Origin of the sequence: Enterobacter cloacae complex sp. P18RS (assembly GCF_014982105.1) — a bacterium.
GTDB lineage: Bacteria > Pseudomonadota > Gammaproteobacteria > Enterobacterales > Enterobacteriaceae > Enterobacter > Enterobacter hormaechei_C.
The window spans coordinates 206,663-225,200 of record NZ_JADCKV010000011.1; the positions used below are offsets into that span (position 1 = coordinate 206,663).

Genomic DNA, 18,538 nt, shown 5'->3' on the forward strand with positions numbered 1-18,538 from the left:
AAAATGTTTAAAAATAATAAGATAATGCAGCTCTGGCTGCTGAGTCTGGCGACGACCAGCGTCGCGGCTCAGGCAGAAACGAAAGAAGAAACGATTACGGTGACGCAGGGCGTGAGTGAAGAGCCCACTGCGCCCGTAAAAGGCATTGTGGCGACGAAAACGCTCTCCGCCACCAAGACCAGCGCGGAGATCGTGAAGACGCCGCAGTCGGTATCGGTGATCACCCGCGATCAGATGAACATGCAGGACGTCACCTCCGTTTCGCAGGCGCTGCGCTACTCGGCGGGCGTGTTTACCGAGTACCGGGGCTCGTCTAACCGTAACGACGAGGTGTTTGTGCGCGGCTTTAGCTACGTGCCGAAATTCCTCGACGGCTTAAGCTTTGGCGCAACGGCTTCCTCACAGACGGGCACAGTTGACCCGTGGCTGCTGGAGCGCGTGGAGCTGGTGCGCGGCCCGGCGTCGGTGCTGTTTGGACAGGTGAATCCGGGCGGATTAATCAGCATGACCAGCAAGCGCCCGACGGCGGAGGCCATTCACAACGTGCAGTTCCGCACCGGCAATAACGATCTCGCCGAAGGTGCGTTTGATTTCGGCGGCAAGCTGAGCGACGACGGCCGCGTGCTGTATCGCGTGAACGGTATCGCCCGTACGCAGCATAATCAGGTGGACGATTATAAAGAGACGCGGATGGCGATCGCCCCGGCGATCACCTGGTACCCGAACGATCAGACCCGCTTTACGCTGCTGACCAGCTACCAGAAAGATCCGGATGCCGGATACCGCAACTTCCTGCCCGCGTATGGCACGGTGAAAAGCGCCGACGGGAAGTACATCCCGCGCGACTTTAACGTCAGCGATCCGAATTACAATCAATCCTGGCGCGAGCAGACGATGATTGGCTACGAGCTGGAACACCAGTTCGCCGACAACCTCACCTTCCGCCAGAACGCCCGTTACGCCACCATCAAGCAGAAATATCGTTATCTGGTTTACACCAACAGCGCGGCCAACAGCACGGTGTTGACCCGTCGCGCCCAGCGTGAAGAGCGCACGACCAACGAATTTGGCCTTGATAACCAGCTGGAATATCTGCTGGAGACCGGAAGCGTCAACCACACCCTGCTCGGCGGGTTTGATTACAAGACCAGTAAGGATAAACAGCTGCTGGCGCGCGGGAGCGGCTCACAGTATGACCTCGACTGGACAAACCCGGTTTACGGCGTGAACGTGGATGAAAGTACCTTCAAAACGGCCACCGACGAGCAGCAAAATCTCGACCAGATGGGCCTGTATCTTCAGGATCAGATGAGCTGGAACAACTGGGAGTGGCTGGTTTCCGGGCGCTACGACTGGAGCGAAGTGCGTACCAACGACTTCACCGATAACAGCTTAACCCAGCAGAACGACAGCAAATTTACCTGGCGCACTGGCCTGCTGTACGCGTTTGATTCTGGCCTGTCGCCGTACATCAGCTACAGCACCTCGTTTGAACCGAACCTGCAAACCAACCGTGCGCCGGGCGTTGCGCCATTCAGGCCTACTACCGGGGAGCAGACCGAGATTGGCGTGAAATATCAGCCGGTCGACACCACGCTGATGACCCTCGCGCTATACGATTTAACTCAGGACAACGTCGCGACCTATAACAGCGCTGAAGGCTGGTTCGAAAATGCGGGCAAGGTGCGTTCGAAAGGCGCCGAAGCGGAAATCCACGCCACGCTGATGGATAACATCAACCTGATTGGCTCCTACACCTACACCGATGCGAAAACCAAAAGCACCACGGTGGCGGGAACTGAAGGCAAAACGCCTGCGCGCATTCCAGCGCATATGGCATCGGCGTTCGCCAGCTATTCCGTTCCGGGCGGAGCGCTGAAGAGCCTGACCGCTGGCGTGGGGATGCGCTACATCGGCACCAGCTACGGCGATGCGAAGAACACCTTCAAGGTGCCATCGGTGGATCTGTATGACGCGATGCTGCGCTACGATCTGGGCGAGATGAACCGCAGCCTGAAAGGGGCAAGCGTGCAGTTCAACGTCAATAACGTGGCAGACACGAAGTATGTGGCGTCATGCGCAAGCGATACGGCGTGCTTCTACGGGATTGGCCGGACGGTGACGGCGACGGTGAATTACAGCTGGTAGTTAAAGCCGGGTGGCGGCTATGCCTTACCCGGCCTGGATGTCCGCGCTATACGATGTGTTGTAGGCCCGGTAAGCGCAGCGCCACCGGGCAACTTAAAGGCACCGTGCACACAAAAAAGCCGGGTGGCGGCTACGCCTTACCCGGCCTGGATGTCGTCAATTTCAATGTGTCTGGCGGTGATTCTCTTTGCGATACGCCCCGGGCGGCTGGTTGAAGGTGCGGGTAAAGATGCGGGTAAACGTCTGCTGCGAGTCAAACCCGTAGCGCAGGCAGATATCGTACACGCGCTCGTCTGACTCACGCAGATCGCGCGCCGCCATCAGCAGCTTGCGTTCGCGGATGTAGCGCCCCAGACTTTCGCCTTTGTACTGCATAAACAGCCGCTGTAAATGCCATTTTGAGTAACCCGCATGGCGGGCAATCTCTTCGATGCGTAACGGCTGGTGTAGATTGTCATCAATCCATTCGACAATCGTATCAATGACCTGAGCGGAAATCGTCATACTGCTCTCCCCCTCTGCTTCTCGCTTAAACATTATTCCCACCACTCGCGAAATTGTTGCGTGGTATCACTCACCCGCACGGGCTCGCCCAGCTCCGGCGTCAGCAGCCGGTAGTTTTTATCCTTACTGGCTTTCGCCAGCTGGATCAGTGGATCGTTCCAGGTATGTTTCGCCAGCACAAAACGCCCGTTATGTCCCGGTACGACCGCTTTGGCATTGAGATCTGCCGAGGCCTGCGCCGTTTCTGCCGGGTGCATATGGATGTACTTCCAGTCCTGGTCGTACTGGCCGTTTTCCATGATGGCTAAGTCAACTCCGCCAAACTGCTCGCCAATCGCTTTGAAGTGCGGGCCGTAACCGGAGTCTCCGCTGTAGTAGACCTTTCGCTCTGGGGTGACAAACATAAAGCTGCCCCACAGGGTCTGGTTACGCTTAATGCCGCGCCCGGAAAAATGGCGCGCCGGCAGAACGTGAATCGTCAGCGTATCGCTGATATACACCGACTGGTTCCAGTCCCGCTCGTCGATAATCTCAGGGTTCATCCCCCAGTAGCGCAGATGCGACCCCACGCCCAGCGGGGTGACCACGCGCTTAACCTTCGGCAGCAGCGCCTTGATGGTGGCGTAATCCAGATGGTCATAGTGATCGTGGGAGATAATCAGCAGGTCGATCTCCGGCATGCTCTCCGCACGCCACGGGTACTCCCCCGCAAACGCTTTATTGAGGAAGGAGAACGGTGCGGCGTAGCTACTCAGAACCGGATCGATCAGGATGCGTTTCCCCGCCAGCTGCATATACCAGGAGGAGTGGCCGAGCCACACCAGCGTGTCCTGTTCAGGCGACAGGCTCGCCAGATCGGTTTTCACCAGCGGCAGCGGCTGCGCAGGACGGGCGTTTTCGGTTTTACGGGTAAGGAACTGCCACCACGCCACCAGCATATTTTGTTGCCCGGTAAAGCCCGGCGTAGGGAGCGTGTTATGGAATTGCCCGTCGCGATAGTGCGGAGAGGCTTCCACTTCAGAGAGCTGCGCACCCTGCGGTGGCTGGCCAAATCCGGCATTCAGTACAAACGGTAAACTGGCAGCTGAAGCAATAATCATGACTAACACCACGCAGATGAATAGAGGCTTTTTCATTTCCTGACCCGCCTACGCGCCCCATCCGATGGTTTGCGCGGGTGACACTTGATTATGAGTGAGTAAGCACTCATTATAGATAGGATGATTACGCCGTCAAGAAGGTTTTCGTTCTTTGACATTCCGCGTTGCAGCGTATCAAGGCTCGTGTTTCAATCAGGGCTTTTACAATTGACGGGAGGAAAAATTTAGTGGCACGTCCGAAGAGTGAAGATAAAAAACAGGCCTTACTGGAAGCAGCAACGGCTGCGTTTGCGCAGTCAGGTATTGCCGCCTCAACGGCGTTAATTGCCCGTAATGCGGGCGTCGCTGAAGGGACACTGTTTCGCTACTTTGCTACCAAAGACGATCTGCTGAATGCCCTCTACCTGCATCTGAAGCAGGATCTCTGCCAGACCATGCTGGCGAATCTCGATCGCACCATCACCGAGCCAAAAGAGCATACCCGCAATATCTGGAACAGCTATGTAGACTGGGGCATTCGTAACCCCCTGGCGCATGCGGCTATCCGCCAGATTGGCGTCAGTGAAAAGCTGAACGCCGAAACCGAGCAGGCGGTGAAAGACATGTTCCCGGAACTGCATGAACTGTGTCGTCGTTCGATCCGCCCAGTGTTTATGTCTGACGAGTTTAAGACCTTCGGTGATGCAATATTCTTATCGCTGGCTGAAACCACCATGGAGTTTGCCGCGCGCGATCCGTCCCGTGCCGTCGATTTTAAAGCGCTGGGCTTTGAAGCCATGTGGCGCGGGCTTGCTGAGGAAGATAACCATGGACAGTAAATCCTTGCAGGAACATGCCAGACGCGTCGCGCTGGAGATGCCTTTTACCGAACATTGCTGGCCGTTTGGCCCGGAGTATGACGTGTTTAAGGTGGGCGGGAAAATTTTTATGCTGATGGCGACCGCACATGGTCGGGCCCACGTCAGCCTGAAATCCGATCCGGAAAAATCGCTGCTCAATCAGCAGATCTACCGTGGCGTGGAGCCCGGTTACCATCTGAATAAAAAACACTGGATCTCACTTTATGGCACGGACGACATCACGCCTGAACTGGTCACCGACCTGATTACGGATTCGTGGAATCTGGTCGTTGATAAACTGCCGAAAAAAGATCAGAAGTGGATTCGGCCAGCCTGATTGTTCGTCTGAGACGAACAGAATAAGCGCTCGAATCGCACTTATCTTTTCCCGCTTCGCGCGGTAATCTGCTTTCCTTTCACGCCCGCCCGCGGGCGAATTTCATCACCAGGAGTTGTTATGGATATTATTTCTGTCGCCCTGAAACGCCACTCTACCAAGGCGTTCGACCCAGCCAAAAAACTGACCGCAGAAGAAGCGGAAAAAATCAAAACGCTGCTGCAATACAGCCCGTCCAGCACCAACTCCCAGCCGTGGCACTTTATTGTTGCCAGCACTGAAGAGGGTAAAGCGCGCGTGGCAAAATCCGCGGCGGGCACCTATGTGTTTAACGAACGCAAAATGCTGGATGCCTCTCACGTGGTGGTGTTCTGCGCGAAAACCGCGATGGACGATGCCTGGCTTGAGCGCGTTGTCGATCAGGAAGAGGCTGACGGCCGTTTCGCCACGCCAGAAGCAAAAGCCGCGAACCACAAAGGCCGCTGCTATTTTGCCGACATGCACCGCGTGGATCTGAAAGATGACGACCAGTGGATGGCAAAGCAGGTTTACCTGAACGTCGGCAACTTCCTGCTGGGCGTGGCCGCTATGGGCCTGGATGCGGTACCCATCGAAGGGTTTGACGCCGCGATCCTCGACGAAGAGTTTGGCCTGAAAGAGAAAGGCTTCACCAGCCTGGTGGTGGTCCCGGTCGGGCATCACAGCGTGGAAGATTTCAACGCCACGCTGCCGAAATCTCGCCTGCCGCTGAGCACGATTGTGACTGAATGCTAAGCGCTTCTGGCACGCCGGCTATCGGCGTGCCCGTTTTCAGTAAAGCGTTATCTGCGGATGCTTTACCCCGCACACCAGCGCATAACGCGTTAATGTATCGAGACTCGCCCGGGTAATATTTGCTTCCATTCGTGATACCGTCGGTGCGCTGACGCCCATCCGCTCCGCCACCTGGGCGCGCGTCAGACCAGCATGATTGCGCCATTGCGCCAGCATCTCCCGCAGGCGTTCCTTGCGCTCTTCTGCATCAAAGGAAGCCTGAACTTCTGAATCGCTTAACAGTTCAGCTCTGAGTTCGTCCCAGTCAATAATCTTTTTGCTCATCCAACATCTCCTGTTGTCGTTTCAGTGCCAGACGGAGTTCAGCAGAGGGCGTTTTTTGCGTCTTCTTGATAAACACCCGCAGCAGAAAAATGGTTCTTTCCCGCTGATAAACGTAGATCCCACGAGTATGGATCAGCCCGACGGTTCGGATTTCGAACAAACCATTGGGTAAGGGTTTGCTGTCAGGTTCACGCAATACTGTCGGGTTGTTGCGTAATTTATCAAGCTGGCGAATCAGCTTCGCCTGTACTCCCTCAGGCAATGAGAGGATCTCCTCCCTGACTGCCGCATGAACGATAAGTCTGAACACTGTATTTCATCCCTGATAATATTAGCATGTAAGGCAATTTGCATTAAAGGCTAATTTTGCCTTTCGTGATTCACCTTACCAGCTTATTCCAGGCAGGACCGGATCCGCGTTGATTCCCTGAAAGCCCCTCGCAAAAAACTTATTTCCCCTGCTCCGCCAGCCACGCCATCGCCCTCTCCCCTGCCTCATCCACGGGTAAATAGACCAGCAGCCGCGATCCGTTTCGCGGCGCAGAGTACCAGTACATCTGCTGGAGATGAAAATCCCCCAGCTCGGGATGGGTGAACAGCTTGAGCTGGTTCTCCACGCCGCGCACGTCGTTACGCTGGTGCCACAGGGTTTTAAACTCTTCGGACACCGCAAAAAAACGCGCCAGCTTCGCTTCCCAGAGCGGATCGCCCCGGTGCTCAGCCATGGCCGCGCGGAAGTAAGAGACGAAAATCGGCAGCACGTCGTCACGTTTGCCGAGCCGCGCGCGCCACGCCGGATGGGTGAGGAACAGGTAAATACAGTTGCGATCTTCCGGCGGGATGGCGTTAAAATCGACGCCCATCAGGTGGCCGAAGCTGTCGTTCCACGCCACGATATCGAAATTCGGTTTCTGAATACTGGCAGGTTTCGGCATCAGGGTATCCAGCAGGCGACGCGTGCCTTCGCTGATCCCCTCGCAGCACACCGCCTGCGGGGCTTCGCCCGGCGGCAAACCGGCGAGCACAAAAAGATGCCGGGCTTCGGTCGGGGTGCATTGCAGCGCTTTTGCGATGGCGGCCATCACCGCGCTGGACGGATTGACGTCCCGGCCCTGTTCCAGCCAGGTGTACCAGGTCACGCCGACATCCGCGAGCATCGCCACCTCCTCCCGGCGCAGGCCCGGCGTGCGGCGGCGGCCGCTGCGCGGTAAGCCGAGCCGCTGCGGATCGAGGCTTTCGCGCCGGGCACGCAAAAACGCGCCCAGCTGCTTGCGGGTGTCATCCTGAAGAGAGGTGACAGGTTCAGACATCAGCGCCATAACATCTCCTGCATGGTAGTGTCAGTACCAGTATAAGCAAGAACTGGTACCCGTTTATTAGATGGTTGATGCTACGACTCTACGCTGTTTGACGCAATGGAGTCACCATGAATACGTCAGTTGTTTCACCGGGTCGTGCGGGCCTGATATTGCTGTTAACCGGCCAGATGCTGCCGCTGATTGATACCTCAATCACCAACGTGGCGCTGGATTCCATCACCCATTCGTTACACGCCACCGCCACCGAACTGGAGCTGATTGTCGCCCTCTACGGCGTGGCCTTTGCCGTCTGCCTGGCCCCCGGCAGCAAGCTGGGCGATAACCTTGGCCGCCGTCGCCTGTTTATGTGGGGCGTGGCGTGTTTTGGCCTGGCCTCACTGCTGTGCGGCATGGCGGGAAATATCGAACAGTTGCTTGGCGCGCGCATTATGCAGGGTGCGGGCGCCGCGCTGATCATGCCGCAAATTCTCGCGACGTTGCATGTGACGTTAAAAGGAACGGCACACGCCAGAGCGATCAGCCTGTTCGGGGGTATCGGCGGAATTGCGTTTATCGTCGGCCAGATGGGTGGCGGCTGGCTGGTATCGGCGGACATCGCCGGGCTGGGCTGGCGCAACGCCTTCTTTATCAACGTGCCGATTTGTCTGGTGGTGCTGGCGCTGAGCCGTCGCTACGTGCCGGAAACCCGCCGCGACACGCCGTCGCGCATTGACTGGACCGGGACTGTCCTGCTGACGGCAATACTGTGCTGTCTGCTGTTCCCGATGGCGCTCGGCCCGCAGTGGCACTGGTCGTGGCCGCTGAAGGCCGCACTGCTGGCGATTGTGCCGCTGGGCTGTTTGATGGTGCTGAACGCGCGCAAAAAAGAGCGTGAGAATGCCCACCCGCTCATCGCGCCGCGCCTGTTACAGCTGCGCAGCATCCGCTTTGGCGTGCTGATCGGGATACTCTTTTTCAGCGTCTGGTCCGGGTTCATGTTCTGTATGGCGCTGACCATGCAAAGCGGTCTGGGGATGGCGCCGTGGCAGTCCGGGAACAGCTTTATCGCGCTTGGCGTCACCTATTTTATTTCTGCCTGGTTCGCCCCACGCCTGATTGCCCGCTACAGCACCAGCGCCATCCTGCTGACCGGGCTTGCGATTCAGCTTGTCGGCCTGGTGGCGCTGATCGCCACGTTCCGTCACTGGGGAATGCAGAATACCGCGCTGACGCTGGCCCCAGCCACCGGGCTGGTGGGTTACGGGCAGGCGCTGATTGTAAACAGCTTCTACCGTATCGGGATGCGCGATATTCAGCCTGACGACGCGGGGGCCGCGAGCGCGATTTTAAGCACGCTGCAACAGGCTGCGCTGGGGCTTGGCCCGGCCATTTTCGGCGCGATTTTGCTGCACGGGCTGCAAAATCATCACGGAGATTATACCCAGGCGGTCAACGTCTTCCTGATGGTGGAAACGGCCATGATGGTGGTGCTGGCGCTGGTCACGCTGCGTATGCGTCATCGTCTGTGTTTACCGGTCGTCAAGGCCTGTCCGGCGACAAAATAAAACTGCCTGAATTTGCATAATAGATCCGCAGCCGCCATTATGGGGCTGCATCAATACAGGAGACGTTATGCAGGAATTAATTGCTCAGGTTGAAGAGTTAGGGATTGAAATTAATCACACCACCTCTTTAGTGATTATCTTTGGTATTATTTTTCTTACGGCCATTATCGTTCATTTTATTCTGCACAAAGTGGTGCTGCGCGCATTCGAGAAACGCGCCCAGGCCAGCAGTCATTTATGGTTGCAGATCATTACGCAGAACAAATTATTTCACCGTCTGGCGTTTACCCTCCAGGGGATAATCGTCAACGTTCAGGCGGTTCTGTGGCTGCAAAAAGGCAGCGAAGCGGCGGAATTACTCACCACCTGCGCGAAATTGTGGGTGATGGTTTATGCCCTGCTCTCCTTCTTCTCGTTGCTGGACGTGATTTTCAATCTGTCGCAGAAAATGGCTACCGCCTCGCAGCTGCCGCTGAAGGGGATATTCCAGGGCGTTAAGCTGGTGAGTGCCATTCTGGTGGGGATACTGATTATCTCCCTGCTGATCGGTCAGTCACCCGCCATTCTGATAAGCGGCCTGGGTGCGATGGCTGCCGTTCTGATGCTGGTCTTTAAAGACCCGATACTGGGCTTAGTGGCGGGCATTCAGCTCTCCGCCAACGACATGCTCAAGCTCGGCGACTGGCTGGAGATGCCGAAGTACGGCGCCAACGGCACGGTGACCGACATCGGCCTGACCACCGTTAAAGTGCGCAACTTCGATAACACCATCACCACCATCCCGACCTGGGCGCTGGTGTCCGATGCGTTCATCAACTGGAGCGGCATGTCCGCCTCCGGTGGTCGCCGCATCAAGCGTAGCCTGAATATCGATACCACCAGCATTCATTTCCTCGACGAGCAGGAGCAGCAGAAACTGATTCAGGCGAAACTGCTGAAGCCGTATCTGGCGGCGCGTCATGAGGAAATTAACCTGTGGAATCAGCAGAACGGCGAAGGGGAATCGGTATTAAACCTGCGCAAGATGACCAATATCGGCACCTTCCGTGCCTACCTGAATGAATATCTGCGTAACCACCCGCGCATTCGCAAAGATATGACGCTGATGGTGCGCCAGCTCGCGCCGGATGCCAACGGGCTGCCGATTGAAATATATGCCTTTACCAACACGGTGATCTGGGCGGAATACGAAGATATTCAGGCCGACATCTTCGATCATATTTTCGCGGTGGTAGATGAATTTGGCCTGCGTATTCACCAGTCGCCAACCGGAAACGATATTCGCTCGCTGGCTGGCGTCATCGCCAGATAATCAGGAGCTGGCGCGGGAAATAAAGCGCCAGTCCATCATGACCCTTTCCGTGGGCGCATCCGGGTTGTCGATCTTATTTAACAGCAGATTGACCGCCTTGCGCCCGATATCCCGCGACGGCTGTTCAATAGTGGTGAGTGAAATCATCTCCGCCAGCTCAGTGCCGTCAAAGCCTACCACCGCGATATCTTCTGGCACCCGCAGCCCTGCCTGCTGAATGGCGCGCAGCGCCCCCGCCGCCAGCGTATCGGAAACGGCAAACACCGCATCCGGCGGGTTTGCTTTTAACAGGTTTTGCATCGCCGCCATGCCCGCACCGGAGCTGAGCTCACTGGCGTACTCCACCGCCTGATAGTCCAGATCCCGCAGGTGTATGACGCTCTTATAGCCGCGCTCGCGCAGACGGGCATATTTGTAGCTGAGGTCGTGGTTGATGAGCGCAATGCGTTTGCGTCCCCCGTCGGCAAGCTGGCTGACAACGTGCTGGGAGGCATCAACATCATTAATCCCCACGCAGGAGACCGCGCCCGCATCGGCGTATTCAGCGCACTGCACCCACGGCGCGTTGCCAATCAGCGCGGCCAGCTCCGGCAGTTTCGAGAACGCATCCATGGTGATAATGCCGTCGACGATTTTGCCGGAGAGCAGGCTTAAGCCCGAGCGGGAGCGCTCAATATCCGAGCCGGAGTTGCACAGCAGAATGCGATAGCCGTTCTTTTCTGCCTCGGCTTCAATGCCCTTCACCACTTCGGCGCAGAACGGGTTGGCGATGTTCGAGACCATCACCAGGATCATATAGCTGCGGGCAGTGCGCAGCTGACGCGCCAGCAGATTGGGCTGATAGTTACTCTCCTGGATCGCCTGCAAAACGCGCTCGCGGTTTTTCGCCTTCACGGTATCGCTGTTATTCAGTACGCGGGAGACCGTTGCCACGGATACCCCGGCCAGTTGAGCGATTTTCTGAATTGACATAGCGACGATACATCCTGCGGTTAGCGTTTTGTGCAGGCTACCATAAATTGATTGCCCGGCGAACCGGGCAATGCGTCAGTATTCCACGCGCACCCAGCGCTGCTGCTGATGACTTTTCATAATCGCATCAATGATATACATCACACAGGCGCCATCGTGGAAGGTGGCAAACTGCGGATTATCCGGCATCGCGCCCGCCTGCACGGCACGGTAAAACTGCGCCATCATATTTTTAAAGGCATCCGGCCAGCCTTCAATGTGCCCGCCGGGGAAGTGGGCGCTGTCGGCCACGTCACGGTTCATCAGGCCCGGATCGTCGCAGAGTATCTGGTTTGCCCTGGCGCGATGGCCGACCCACAGCTGCTGCGGGATTTCCTGATCCCACGCCACCGACTGCTCGCTGCCGTTAATTTCAAAGGTCAGGCGATTTTTTCGCCCCGCGCTCACCTGCGAGACGCTAAAGCTGCCCTTGCTGCCGTCGTCAAAGCGGAACAGCACCGAGCCAAAGTCTTCGGTGGTGACCGGTTTGTCTTCATACTCCGCCTGCTCGTCATGGGAGAAGGTCTGATGACCGCCCGCGCTGGCCTTGCGCGTCGGCCAGACGGTGGATAAATCAGCCATCACCCCGGTAATACGCCTGCCGGTCACATACTGTACCGTATCGCACCAGTGGGAGCCGATATCCGCCACCGCCCGCGACGCGCCACCGAGCGCGGCATCCACCCGCCAGTTGTAGTCGGTTTCCAGCAGCATCCAGTCCTGTAAATAGCTGCCGTGCGAGGCAAACAGCCGCCCGAGGCTGCCCGCACGCATCATGCTCGCCGCCTGGCGCACCATCGCAAACTGGCGATAGACAAAACTCACGCCATGCACCACGCCTGCCTGCTCCGCCAGCGCCACCAGCTCGCGCGCCTCGTCCGGCGTCATGCACAGCGGCTTTTCGGAAAACACGTGCTTGCCCGCACGCAGGATCTGGCAGTTAATCTCCGCGTGCAGGTGGTTCGGCGTGCAGTTGTGCACCGCGTGCAGATTAGGGAGCGCGAGCAGTTCCTCCACGCTGGCACAGGCGTGCGGCACATTGAGCTGGTGCGCCTTTTCCTGCGCCTTAACGAGCGAGCCGTCACAGAGCGCGACCACCTGCACAAACCCGAGACGCCTGAGCGCCTCGATATGCGCCGGGCCAATAAACCCGCTGCCGATAATCCCGACGTTAATCATGGCTGCCCCCTGCGGCGAAATCATCAAACGCCCGTCCGGAAACCGGGATGATATGACGGCGGATAAATTCACTGCCCTCACTCGCGCCGGTATCGCCATCCTTCAGGCAGCACTCCCACTCCAGCACCGCCCAGCCGTCGTAGTCGTACTGGGTCAGCTTGCTGAAAATGCCCTTAAAGTCGATCTGTCCGTCGCCGGGCGAGCGGAAGCGTCCGGCGCGGTTGATCCACGGCTGGTAGCCGCCGTAGACGCCGCTGCGCCCGCTGGGGCGGAACTCGGCGTCCTTCACGTGGAACGCTTTAATGCGCGCATGGTAGATATCAATAAAGGTCAGATAGTCCATCTGCTGGAGCAGCATATGGCTTGGATCGTAGAGAATATTACAGCGCGGATGGTTATCGACCAGCGCCAGAAAACGCTCGAAGGTGACGCCGTCGTGCAGATCTTCCCCCGGATGCAGCTCAAAGCAGACGTCCACGCCCTGCTCGTCGAAGGTATCCAGAATCGGCCGCCAGCGGGCTGCCAGCTCCCCGAATGCATCCTGAAAACGCTGCTCGTTGTGCGGCGGCCACGGGTAGAAAAACGGCCAGGCCAGCGATCCGGAGAAGGTGGCGTGTGCTTTCAGGCCTAATCGGGCCGAGGCGACCGCCGCCTGCTTCAGCTTTTCCGTCGCCCACGCCTGACGCGCCGCCTCGTTACCCCGCACGGAAGCAGGGGCGAAGTGGTCAAACGCCTCGCTGTAAACCGGGTTTACCGCAACAAGCTGCCCTTCCAGATGGGTCGACAGCTCGCTGATGACCAGCCCATGCGCGGCCAGCCTGGCGGTGATGTCGTCGCAGTAGGCCTGACTCTCTGCGGCTTTCTCCACATCAAAAATATGCGGATGGTTGCAGGGGATCTGCACCGCTTTGTAACCCTTCCCCGCCGCCCATCCTGCCAGCCCGTCGAGCGTGTTGAAGGGCGCTTCCCCGCCAATAAACTGCGACAGAAAAATGCCCGGTCCTTTCATTGTCCTCATACCACCTCCTGAACGTTACGCCTTGTCATCGTCATACTTAAACGTGAGAAGGAAAATTAGCGCGATCGCCGCGGCAGCCACCGCCGGGATCCACCAGAATGTGACCCACGCCTGCGGCACGGTCTGTCCTGCCACCAGGCGGTTGTAGAGCGCGCCGGAAATCTGAGAGCCGAGCAGCATGCCGATACCGTAGGTGAACATCACGATCATGCTCTGCGCCTGGCCTTTGACCTTTTCGCCCGCCACGCGGTCGGTGTAGATAAAGCCGACGACAAAGAAGAAATCGTAGCAGACGCCGTGGAGCAGAATGCCGAGATACAGCAGAATGCGCCCCTCCTCGCTGACGCCCAGCGCGAACATGGCATAACGTACAAACCACGCCAGCATGCCGATCAGCAGCATATATTTCACGCCCAGGCGGCGGAACAGCAGAGGAATAACCAGCATGAAGACGATCTCAGACATCTGCCCGAAGGACATGGCGGTGCTGACGTCGGCAATGCCGGCATCCGCCAGATACGAGGCGGTGTAGGCGTAATAGGTGCCGAGCGGGACGGAGATCAGCATCGCGCAGACGGAGAAGACGAAGAAGTGGCGGGTTTTGAGCAGCGCGAAGGCGTCCGCGCAGAAGAGATCCCGCACCTTTACCGGCAGGCCTTTCGCCGGGGCGGGCGTGTGCGGCAGCGTCAGGCTGTAGATCGCCAGCAACACGGAGCTGACCGCCGCCACCTGGAAGATGGTGACGCTGGACGCCACGCCGGTGACGCCGATGAAAATGCCCGCCGCGATCCAGCCGATGGTGCCGAACACGCGCACTACCGGGAAGGTTTTATCCACGTTCGCCAGACTGTGAAACGCAATGTTGTTGGTCAGCGCCAGCGTCGGCATATAGCAGAGCGTGTAGCCAAACAGCAGGCCAATCAGCAGCGCGCCGTTCTCAGCAATCAGCGCCCCCGGCACGAACCAGAGGATCGCCGCGCCCGCGAGGTGCATCACCGCCATCACCTTCTGCGAGGCGAAGAAGCGGTCCACCAGCATCCCGAGCACGAACGGCGAAAGAATGGAAGCGATGGGTCCGGCAGAGAACGCGTCGCCAATCAGCAAAGACATGTTGTGCCGGGTCATCACCAGGCCAAGCGTGACCGACCAGCTACCCCAGATAAAAAATTGCAGAAACATCATCAGCGACAGACGCGGCACCAGCAGCCGGTGCTGTGTTATCGCCTTTTCACTACTCTCAGTTGACACCATGATAAGCCTCACCCGGAAAAAGTAATCGATTACAAATTCGCTCAAATGAAAAGTAATCGATTACAAAACAAAGATCCTCTGGATCAAAACAGAATTGGGAGGGGAGTCACGATAACGGTGAAGGGGAGGTGCCGGGTGACGGCTGCGCCTTACCCGACCTACTAAATAACGTCCCCGAACATGTAGGCCCGGTAAGCGCAGCGCCACCGGGCGTGAAGGCGGGCAGTGTGGTGCGGTCTGGTGCCCTCACCCCGGCCCTCTCCCACAGGGAGAGGGAGAAAACCGCGCTACTTTTTGCGTGAAAGCTTAAACGCGATAAACAGGAACACCACCCACACCGGCAGCAGCATCGCTGACAGGCGCATCTCATCCATGGTGCACATCAGCACCAGAATCAGGCCGAGGAAGGCGATACAGAGGTAGTTCCCCGCCGGATAGAGCAGCGCTTTAAACTGCGTCTCGCGCCCCTTGCGTCGCATCGCCGCGCGGAAGCGAAGGTGCGCCAGGCAGATCATGATCCAGTTCAGCAGCAGCGTGGCGACAACCAGCGCCATCAGCAGGCCAAACGCCTCTTTCGGCAGCAGATAGTTAATCAGCACCACCAGCGAGGTGATAGCGCCAGAAAGGAACAGCGAATTGATCGGCACGCCGCGACGGCTGACGCGGGTGAGGAACTTCGGCGCGTTGCCCTGTACGGAGAGGCCAAACAGCATGCGGCTGTTGGAGTAAACCCCGCTGTTGTAAACCGACAATGACGCCACGAGAATGACGAAGTTGAGCGCCGAAGCCACCACGTTGCTGTTCAAATCGTGGAAGATCATCACGAACGGGCTACTGTCAGATTTCACTTCTACCCACGGATAGAGCGCCAGCAGCACCACCAGCGAGCCGATATAGAACAGCAGGATACGGTACACCACCTGGTTGACCGCTTTCGGAATGCTTTTGTGCGGATCGCGCGCTTCAGCCGCGGTGATGCCAATCAGCTCCAGCCCGCCGAAGGAGAACATAATGACCGCCAGCGACAGGATCAGCCCTTTCCAGCCGGTCGCCAGAAAGCCGCCGTGCTGCCACAGGTTGTCGATGCTTGCACGCTCGCCGCCGTGACCGGAGAACAGCAGCCACAGGCCAAAGCCGATCATGCCAATAATCGCCAGCACCTTGATCAGCGCAAACCAGAACTCGGTCTCGCCATACAGGCGCACGTTCACAAGGTTAACGGCGTTAATGATGATGAAGAAGGCCGCGGCCCAAATCCACGTCGGCACGTCCGGGAGCCAGTACTGCATATAGATGCCAGCGGCGGTCAGCTCTGCCATGCCCACCAGCACGAACATCACCCAGTAGTTCCAGCCGGAGAGGAAGCCTGCGAACGGCCCCCAGTATTTATAGGCAAAGTGTGCGAAGGAGCCGGACACCGGCTCTTCAACGACCATCTCGCCGAGCTGGCGCATGATCAGGAAGGCGATAATCCCGGCGAGAGCGTAACCCAGCAGAACCGCCGGGCCAGCCATTTGAATGGCGGGGCCGATGCCGAGAAACAGCCCGGTACCGATCGCGCCGCCAAGGGCAATTAACTGAATATGTCGATTTTGCAAACCACGTTGCAGCGTCGGACTCTGATCCGACGAAGCTTCAGCGCTACCATGGCCTGAAGCGGATGACGCGTCTTTCACGCCCTACCCCTGTCTCTTTTTTAGAAGGGGCACGTTTTAACACTTCATGCTGGTGGTAGCAAGCTTAACGCCGGGCCAGCGCATGCGCCCGGCGGATAAACGTCACGACCCGATGATCCCGCCGTCCGCTTTGGTAATCACCACCGTTGACGATCGCGGACGCCCGTTCGGGCTGGCGTCTGGCCAGTTGGAAACAGCGCGCGGATTGGCCGGGTCGGTAATATCATCCCCGCCCTCCCCCGGATGCTGAATGTTGATAAACAGCGTGCGGTTGTCCGGCGTAAACGCAATGCCGGTGATTTCACATCCGCGCGGCCCGGTCAGGAAACGGCGATACTCGTTGGTGCCTGGAATGGTGGCGACCATCTGGTTATTGCCCATCCCCTCGTACGCTTTCTTATTGATGGTGCTGGAGGAGACGTCGGTCTGGATCCACAGGACGCCCTGGTGATCGAACGACAACCCATCAGGGCTGCCGAATGCCGCGCCCTGCATGGAGCCTTTGGCCTTCGGATCGTCGCCGTCGGTACGCCCGGCCATAACCAGGATATCCCACTTAAAGCGTGCGGCGGCAGGATCGGCACCCTCTTCGTGCCAGTGCATGATGTGCCCAAACACGTTGTTGGCGCGCGGGTTAGCGGCATCGACCGGCGCCTTGCCCTCCTTCCCGCGATCGCTGTTGTTGGTGAGCGTACAGTAGACGCTGCCGCTGGCGTGCGGATCGACGGCAATCCACTCGGGACGATCCATTTTCGTTGCCCCCACCGCGTCGGCCGCCAGGCGGGTTTTGATCAGCAGATCGCCCTGGCTTTCAAACCCGTTGCTTTTATCCAGGCCATTTTGCCCGAAGATCAGCGGCAGCCAGTCGCCGCTTCCGTCCTGGTTGAACCTGGCGACGTACAGCGTGCCGGACGTCAGCAGCTGCATATTGGCTTCCCGGTTCGCGGGATCGTATTTTTTGTCGGAGACAAACTTATAGATGTACTCAAACTTCTGGTCGTCGCCCATGTAGACCACCACGCGATTTTCGGCGGCGAGCGTGACGGCGGCCCCCTCATGCTTGAAGCGGCCCAGCGCGGTGTGCTTGCGCGGAGTGGAGGTCGGGTTGTAGGGATCGATCTCCACCACCCAGCCGAAACGGTTGGGTTCGTTAGGGGTTTTATCGACGCTGAACCGCTCATCCACCTCGTTCCAGCGATAGGACTCATCGCTGTCGCTGATGCCGTAGCGTTTTTCCAGCGGATTGAGATCGGCTTTTTTCACAAAAATGTCCGACCAGTTCTCCTCGCAGGTGAGATAGGTGCCCCAAGGCGTGTGGCCGTTGGCGCAGTTCTGCATGGTGCCCAGAACGCGTTCCCCCTGCGGATCGGCGGCGGTTTTCATTAAATCCTGATGCCGCGCCGGGCCGGTAAGCTGCATCGGCGTATTGACGGTAATACGCCGGGCGAAGGAAGACGGACGCACCACCTCCCAGCCGCTGCCCGTTTTTTTCACTTCCACCACCGACACGCCCATCGCGTTCTGCCCCTTGCGGGCTTTATCGAGGCTCCAGTTCGCCGTACCGTCGGTAAACAGCATCCCGTTATCGATGTATTCATGGTTCAGCGCCAGCAGGCCATGTTCCGGGTTTTGCGCCCCCTGCGGCAGGCTAAACCACGCCATGCCGTCGTGGTGCATGCCCGCCTGCACAGCCTGTTCGTCTGTGGTATTGCTGGCGTCCGGCTTAAATGCCGGCATGTTGTCTTTGATTCCCGTCGGATCACCCCAGCGATAGAACGGGCGGGCAATATAGCCTTCTGGCACCCTGACCGTGTCTTCCGTGGAGACGTCGATGCTGGTAAAGCCCAGGGAAACCGCTTTTGCCAGCGCGGAAGGCTTCGATACCGCGGCAATGGCATTTTCGGGTGTGATCAGATACGGGAATGATACGGCGGCCCCCGCTACGGCCCCCATCTGGAGAAAACGGCGGCGGGAGAGGAACACCTCTGCAACCTCGGAGAATACCGGGTTAGCGCTGCGGTTACTGATATCGTCGCGATGTTCTTTTTTAAATACGGATTTGAGGGGTCTGCCCATAGCGGCTTCCTGTCATTGGCCAAGAGGTAAGGATGTGGCGACCAGTGTAAGAAGCTTTTATTACAATTTTATAACACGACAACGAAGGGATTGGGGCGTCCCTGCCCCGGATAACGAGGTGGAACG

General features: G+C 58.0%; 17 protein-coding genes. 6 read left to right on the forward strand and 11 right to left on the reverse strand.

Going from position 1 to position 18,538, the window contains the following annotated elements:
* The first annotated feature begins 3 nt into the window (after positions 1 to 3).
* A complete protein-coding gene (locus INF61_RS08750; RefSeq protein ID WP_193547701.1) occupies positions 4 to 2,148 on the forward strand; it encodes a TonB-dependent siderophore receptor in 2,145 nt (714 codons plus the stop codon).
* 162 nt (positions 2,149 to 2,310) lie between these two features.
* On the opposite strand, the gene INF61_RS08755 is transcribed toward INF61_RS08750, so the two are convergent.
* Both INF61_RS08755 and INF61_RS08760 read right to left on the reverse strand, forming a co-directional pair.
* Positions 2,311 to 2,652: a RamA family antibiotic efflux transcriptional regulator gene (locus INF61_RS08755; RefSeq protein WP_032670430.1), complete on the reverse strand. Its 342-nt coding sequence runs from the start codon at positions 2,650 to 2,652 to the stop codon at positions 2,311 to 2,313.
* Positions 2,653 to 2,684: 32 nt separating this feature from the next.
* Complete coding sequence (locus tag INF61_RS08760; protein WP_063413637.1) at positions 2,685 to 3,788, reverse strand: RomA family MBL fold metallo-hydrolase; 1,104 nt, start codon at positions 3,786 to 3,788, stop codon at positions 2,685 to 2,687.
* A 191-nt stretch (positions 3,789 to 3,979) separates the two neighbouring features.
* On the opposite strand from INF61_RS08760, the gene INF61_RS08765 reads away from it, so the two are divergent.
* The 3 genes from INF61_RS08765 to nfsB all read left to right on the forward strand — a co-directional run bounded on the left by INF61_RS08765 (position 3,980) and on the right by nfsB (position 5,702).
* Positions 3,980 to 4,570, forward strand: a complete 591-nt coding sequence (locus INF61_RS08765) for a TetR/AcrR family transcriptional regulator (protein ID WP_128771797.1) — start codon at positions 3,980 to 3,982, stop codon at positions 4,568 to 4,570.
* Positions 4,560 to 4,928, forward strand: coding sequence for an MmcQ/YjbR family DNA-binding protein (locus INF61_RS08770; RefSeq protein WP_003858883.1), 369 nt, complete (start codon positions 4,560 to 4,562; stop codon positions 4,926 to 4,928). The genes INF61_RS08765 and INF61_RS08770 overlap by 11 nt, the downstream gene beginning before the upstream one ends.
* Positions 4,929 to 5,048: 120 nt before the next feature.
* Entirely contained in the window at positions 5,049 to 5,702 is a 654-nt protein-coding gene (gene nfsB / locus INF61_RS08775; RefSeq protein WP_003858884.1) for an oxygen-insensitive NAD(P)H nitroreductase, read from the forward strand.
* 36 nt (positions 5,703 to 5,738) lie between these two features.
* Here nfsB and INF61_RS08780 read toward each other — a convergent pair whose 3' ends face one another.
* From INF61_RS08780 to INF61_RS08790, 3 genes are all read right to left on the reverse strand, one after another.
* Positions 5,739 to 6,026 carry a helix-turn-helix transcriptional regulator gene (locus INF61_RS08780; RefSeq protein ID WP_015571209.1) on the reverse strand — a complete coding sequence of 96 codons (288 nt, stop codon included), beginning with the start codon at positions 6,024 to 6,026 and terminating at the stop codon, positions 5,739 to 5,741.
* Positions 6,007 to 6,336, reverse strand: a complete 330-nt coding sequence (locus INF61_RS08785) for a type II toxin-antitoxin system RelE/ParE family toxin (protein WP_193547702.1) — start codon at positions 6,334 to 6,336, stop codon at positions 6,007 to 6,009. Before INF61_RS08785 ends, INF61_RS08780 begins: the two co-directional genes overlap by 20 nt.
* 139 nt (positions 6,337 to 6,475) lie before the next feature.
* Positions 6,476 to 7,345 (reverse strand): helix-turn-helix transcriptional regulator, encoded by an 870-nt coding sequence (locus INF61_RS08790; protein ID WP_017382554.1) that lies wholly within the window; start codon positions 7,343 to 7,345, stop codon positions 6,476 to 6,478.
* 107 nt (positions 7,346 to 7,452) lie between these two features.
* Between INF61_RS08790 and INF61_RS08795 the strand changes: the two genes are divergently transcribed.
* Together INF61_RS08795 and INF61_RS08800 are read left to right on the forward strand one after the other, a co-directional pair.
* Positions 7,453 to 8,889, forward strand: a complete 1,437-nt coding sequence (locus tag INF61_RS08795; protein ID WP_045344574.1) for an MFS transporter — start codon at positions 7,453 to 7,455, stop codon at positions 8,887 to 8,889.
* Positions 8,890 to 8,956: 67 nt separating this feature from the next.
* Positions 8,957 to 10,201: a mechanosensitive ion channel family protein gene (locus INF61_RS08800; protein ID WP_015571212.1), complete on the forward strand. Its 1,245-nt coding sequence runs from the start codon at positions 8,957 to 8,959 to the stop codon at positions 10,199 to 10,201.
* Here INF61_RS08800 and INF61_RS08805 read toward each other — a convergent pair whose 3' ends face one another.
* The 6 genes from INF61_RS08805 to INF61_RS08830 form a co-directional block, all read right to left on the reverse strand.
* Positions 10,202 to 11,173, reverse strand: coding sequence for a LacI family DNA-binding transcriptional regulator (locus INF61_RS08805; protein WP_015571213.1), 972 nt, complete (start codon positions 11,171 to 11,173; stop codon positions 10,202 to 10,204).
* A gap of 75 nt (positions 11,174 to 11,248) precedes the next feature.
* Positions 11,249 to 12,391: a Gfo/Idh/MocA family protein gene (locus INF61_RS08810; RefSeq protein ID WP_032652872.1), complete on the reverse strand. Its 1,143-nt coding sequence runs from the start codon at positions 12,389 to 12,391 to the stop codon at positions 11,249 to 11,251.
* Entirely contained in the window at positions 12,384 to 13,409 is a 1,026-nt protein-coding gene (locus INF61_RS08815; protein ID WP_017382558.1) for a sugar phosphate isomerase/epimerase, read from the reverse strand. The genes INF61_RS08810 and INF61_RS08815 overlap by 8 nt, the downstream gene beginning before the upstream one ends.
* A gap of 15 nt (positions 13,410 to 13,424) precedes the next feature.
* Positions 13,425 to 14,660: an MFS transporter gene (locus INF61_RS08820; RefSeq protein WP_015571216.1), complete on the reverse strand. Its 1,236-nt coding sequence runs from the start codon at positions 14,658 to 14,660 to the stop codon at positions 13,425 to 13,427.
* Between the two features lie 287 nt (positions 14,661 to 14,947).
* The gene (pheP, locus tag INF61_RS08825) at positions 14,948 to 16,336 is read right to left on the reverse strand and encodes a phenylalanine transporter (RefSeq protein WP_032103895.1); all 1,389 of its coding nucleotides are present in this window, start codon (positions 16,334 to 16,336) and stop codon (positions 14,948 to 14,950) included.
* 102 nt (positions 16,337 to 16,438) lie between these two features.
* Positions 16,439 to 18,412, reverse strand: a complete 1,974-nt coding sequence (locus tag INF61_RS08830; RefSeq protein ID WP_193547703.1) for a PhoX family phosphatase — start codon at positions 18,410 to 18,412, stop codon at positions 16,439 to 16,441.
* Positions 18,413 to 18,538 lie beyond the last annotated feature (126 nt).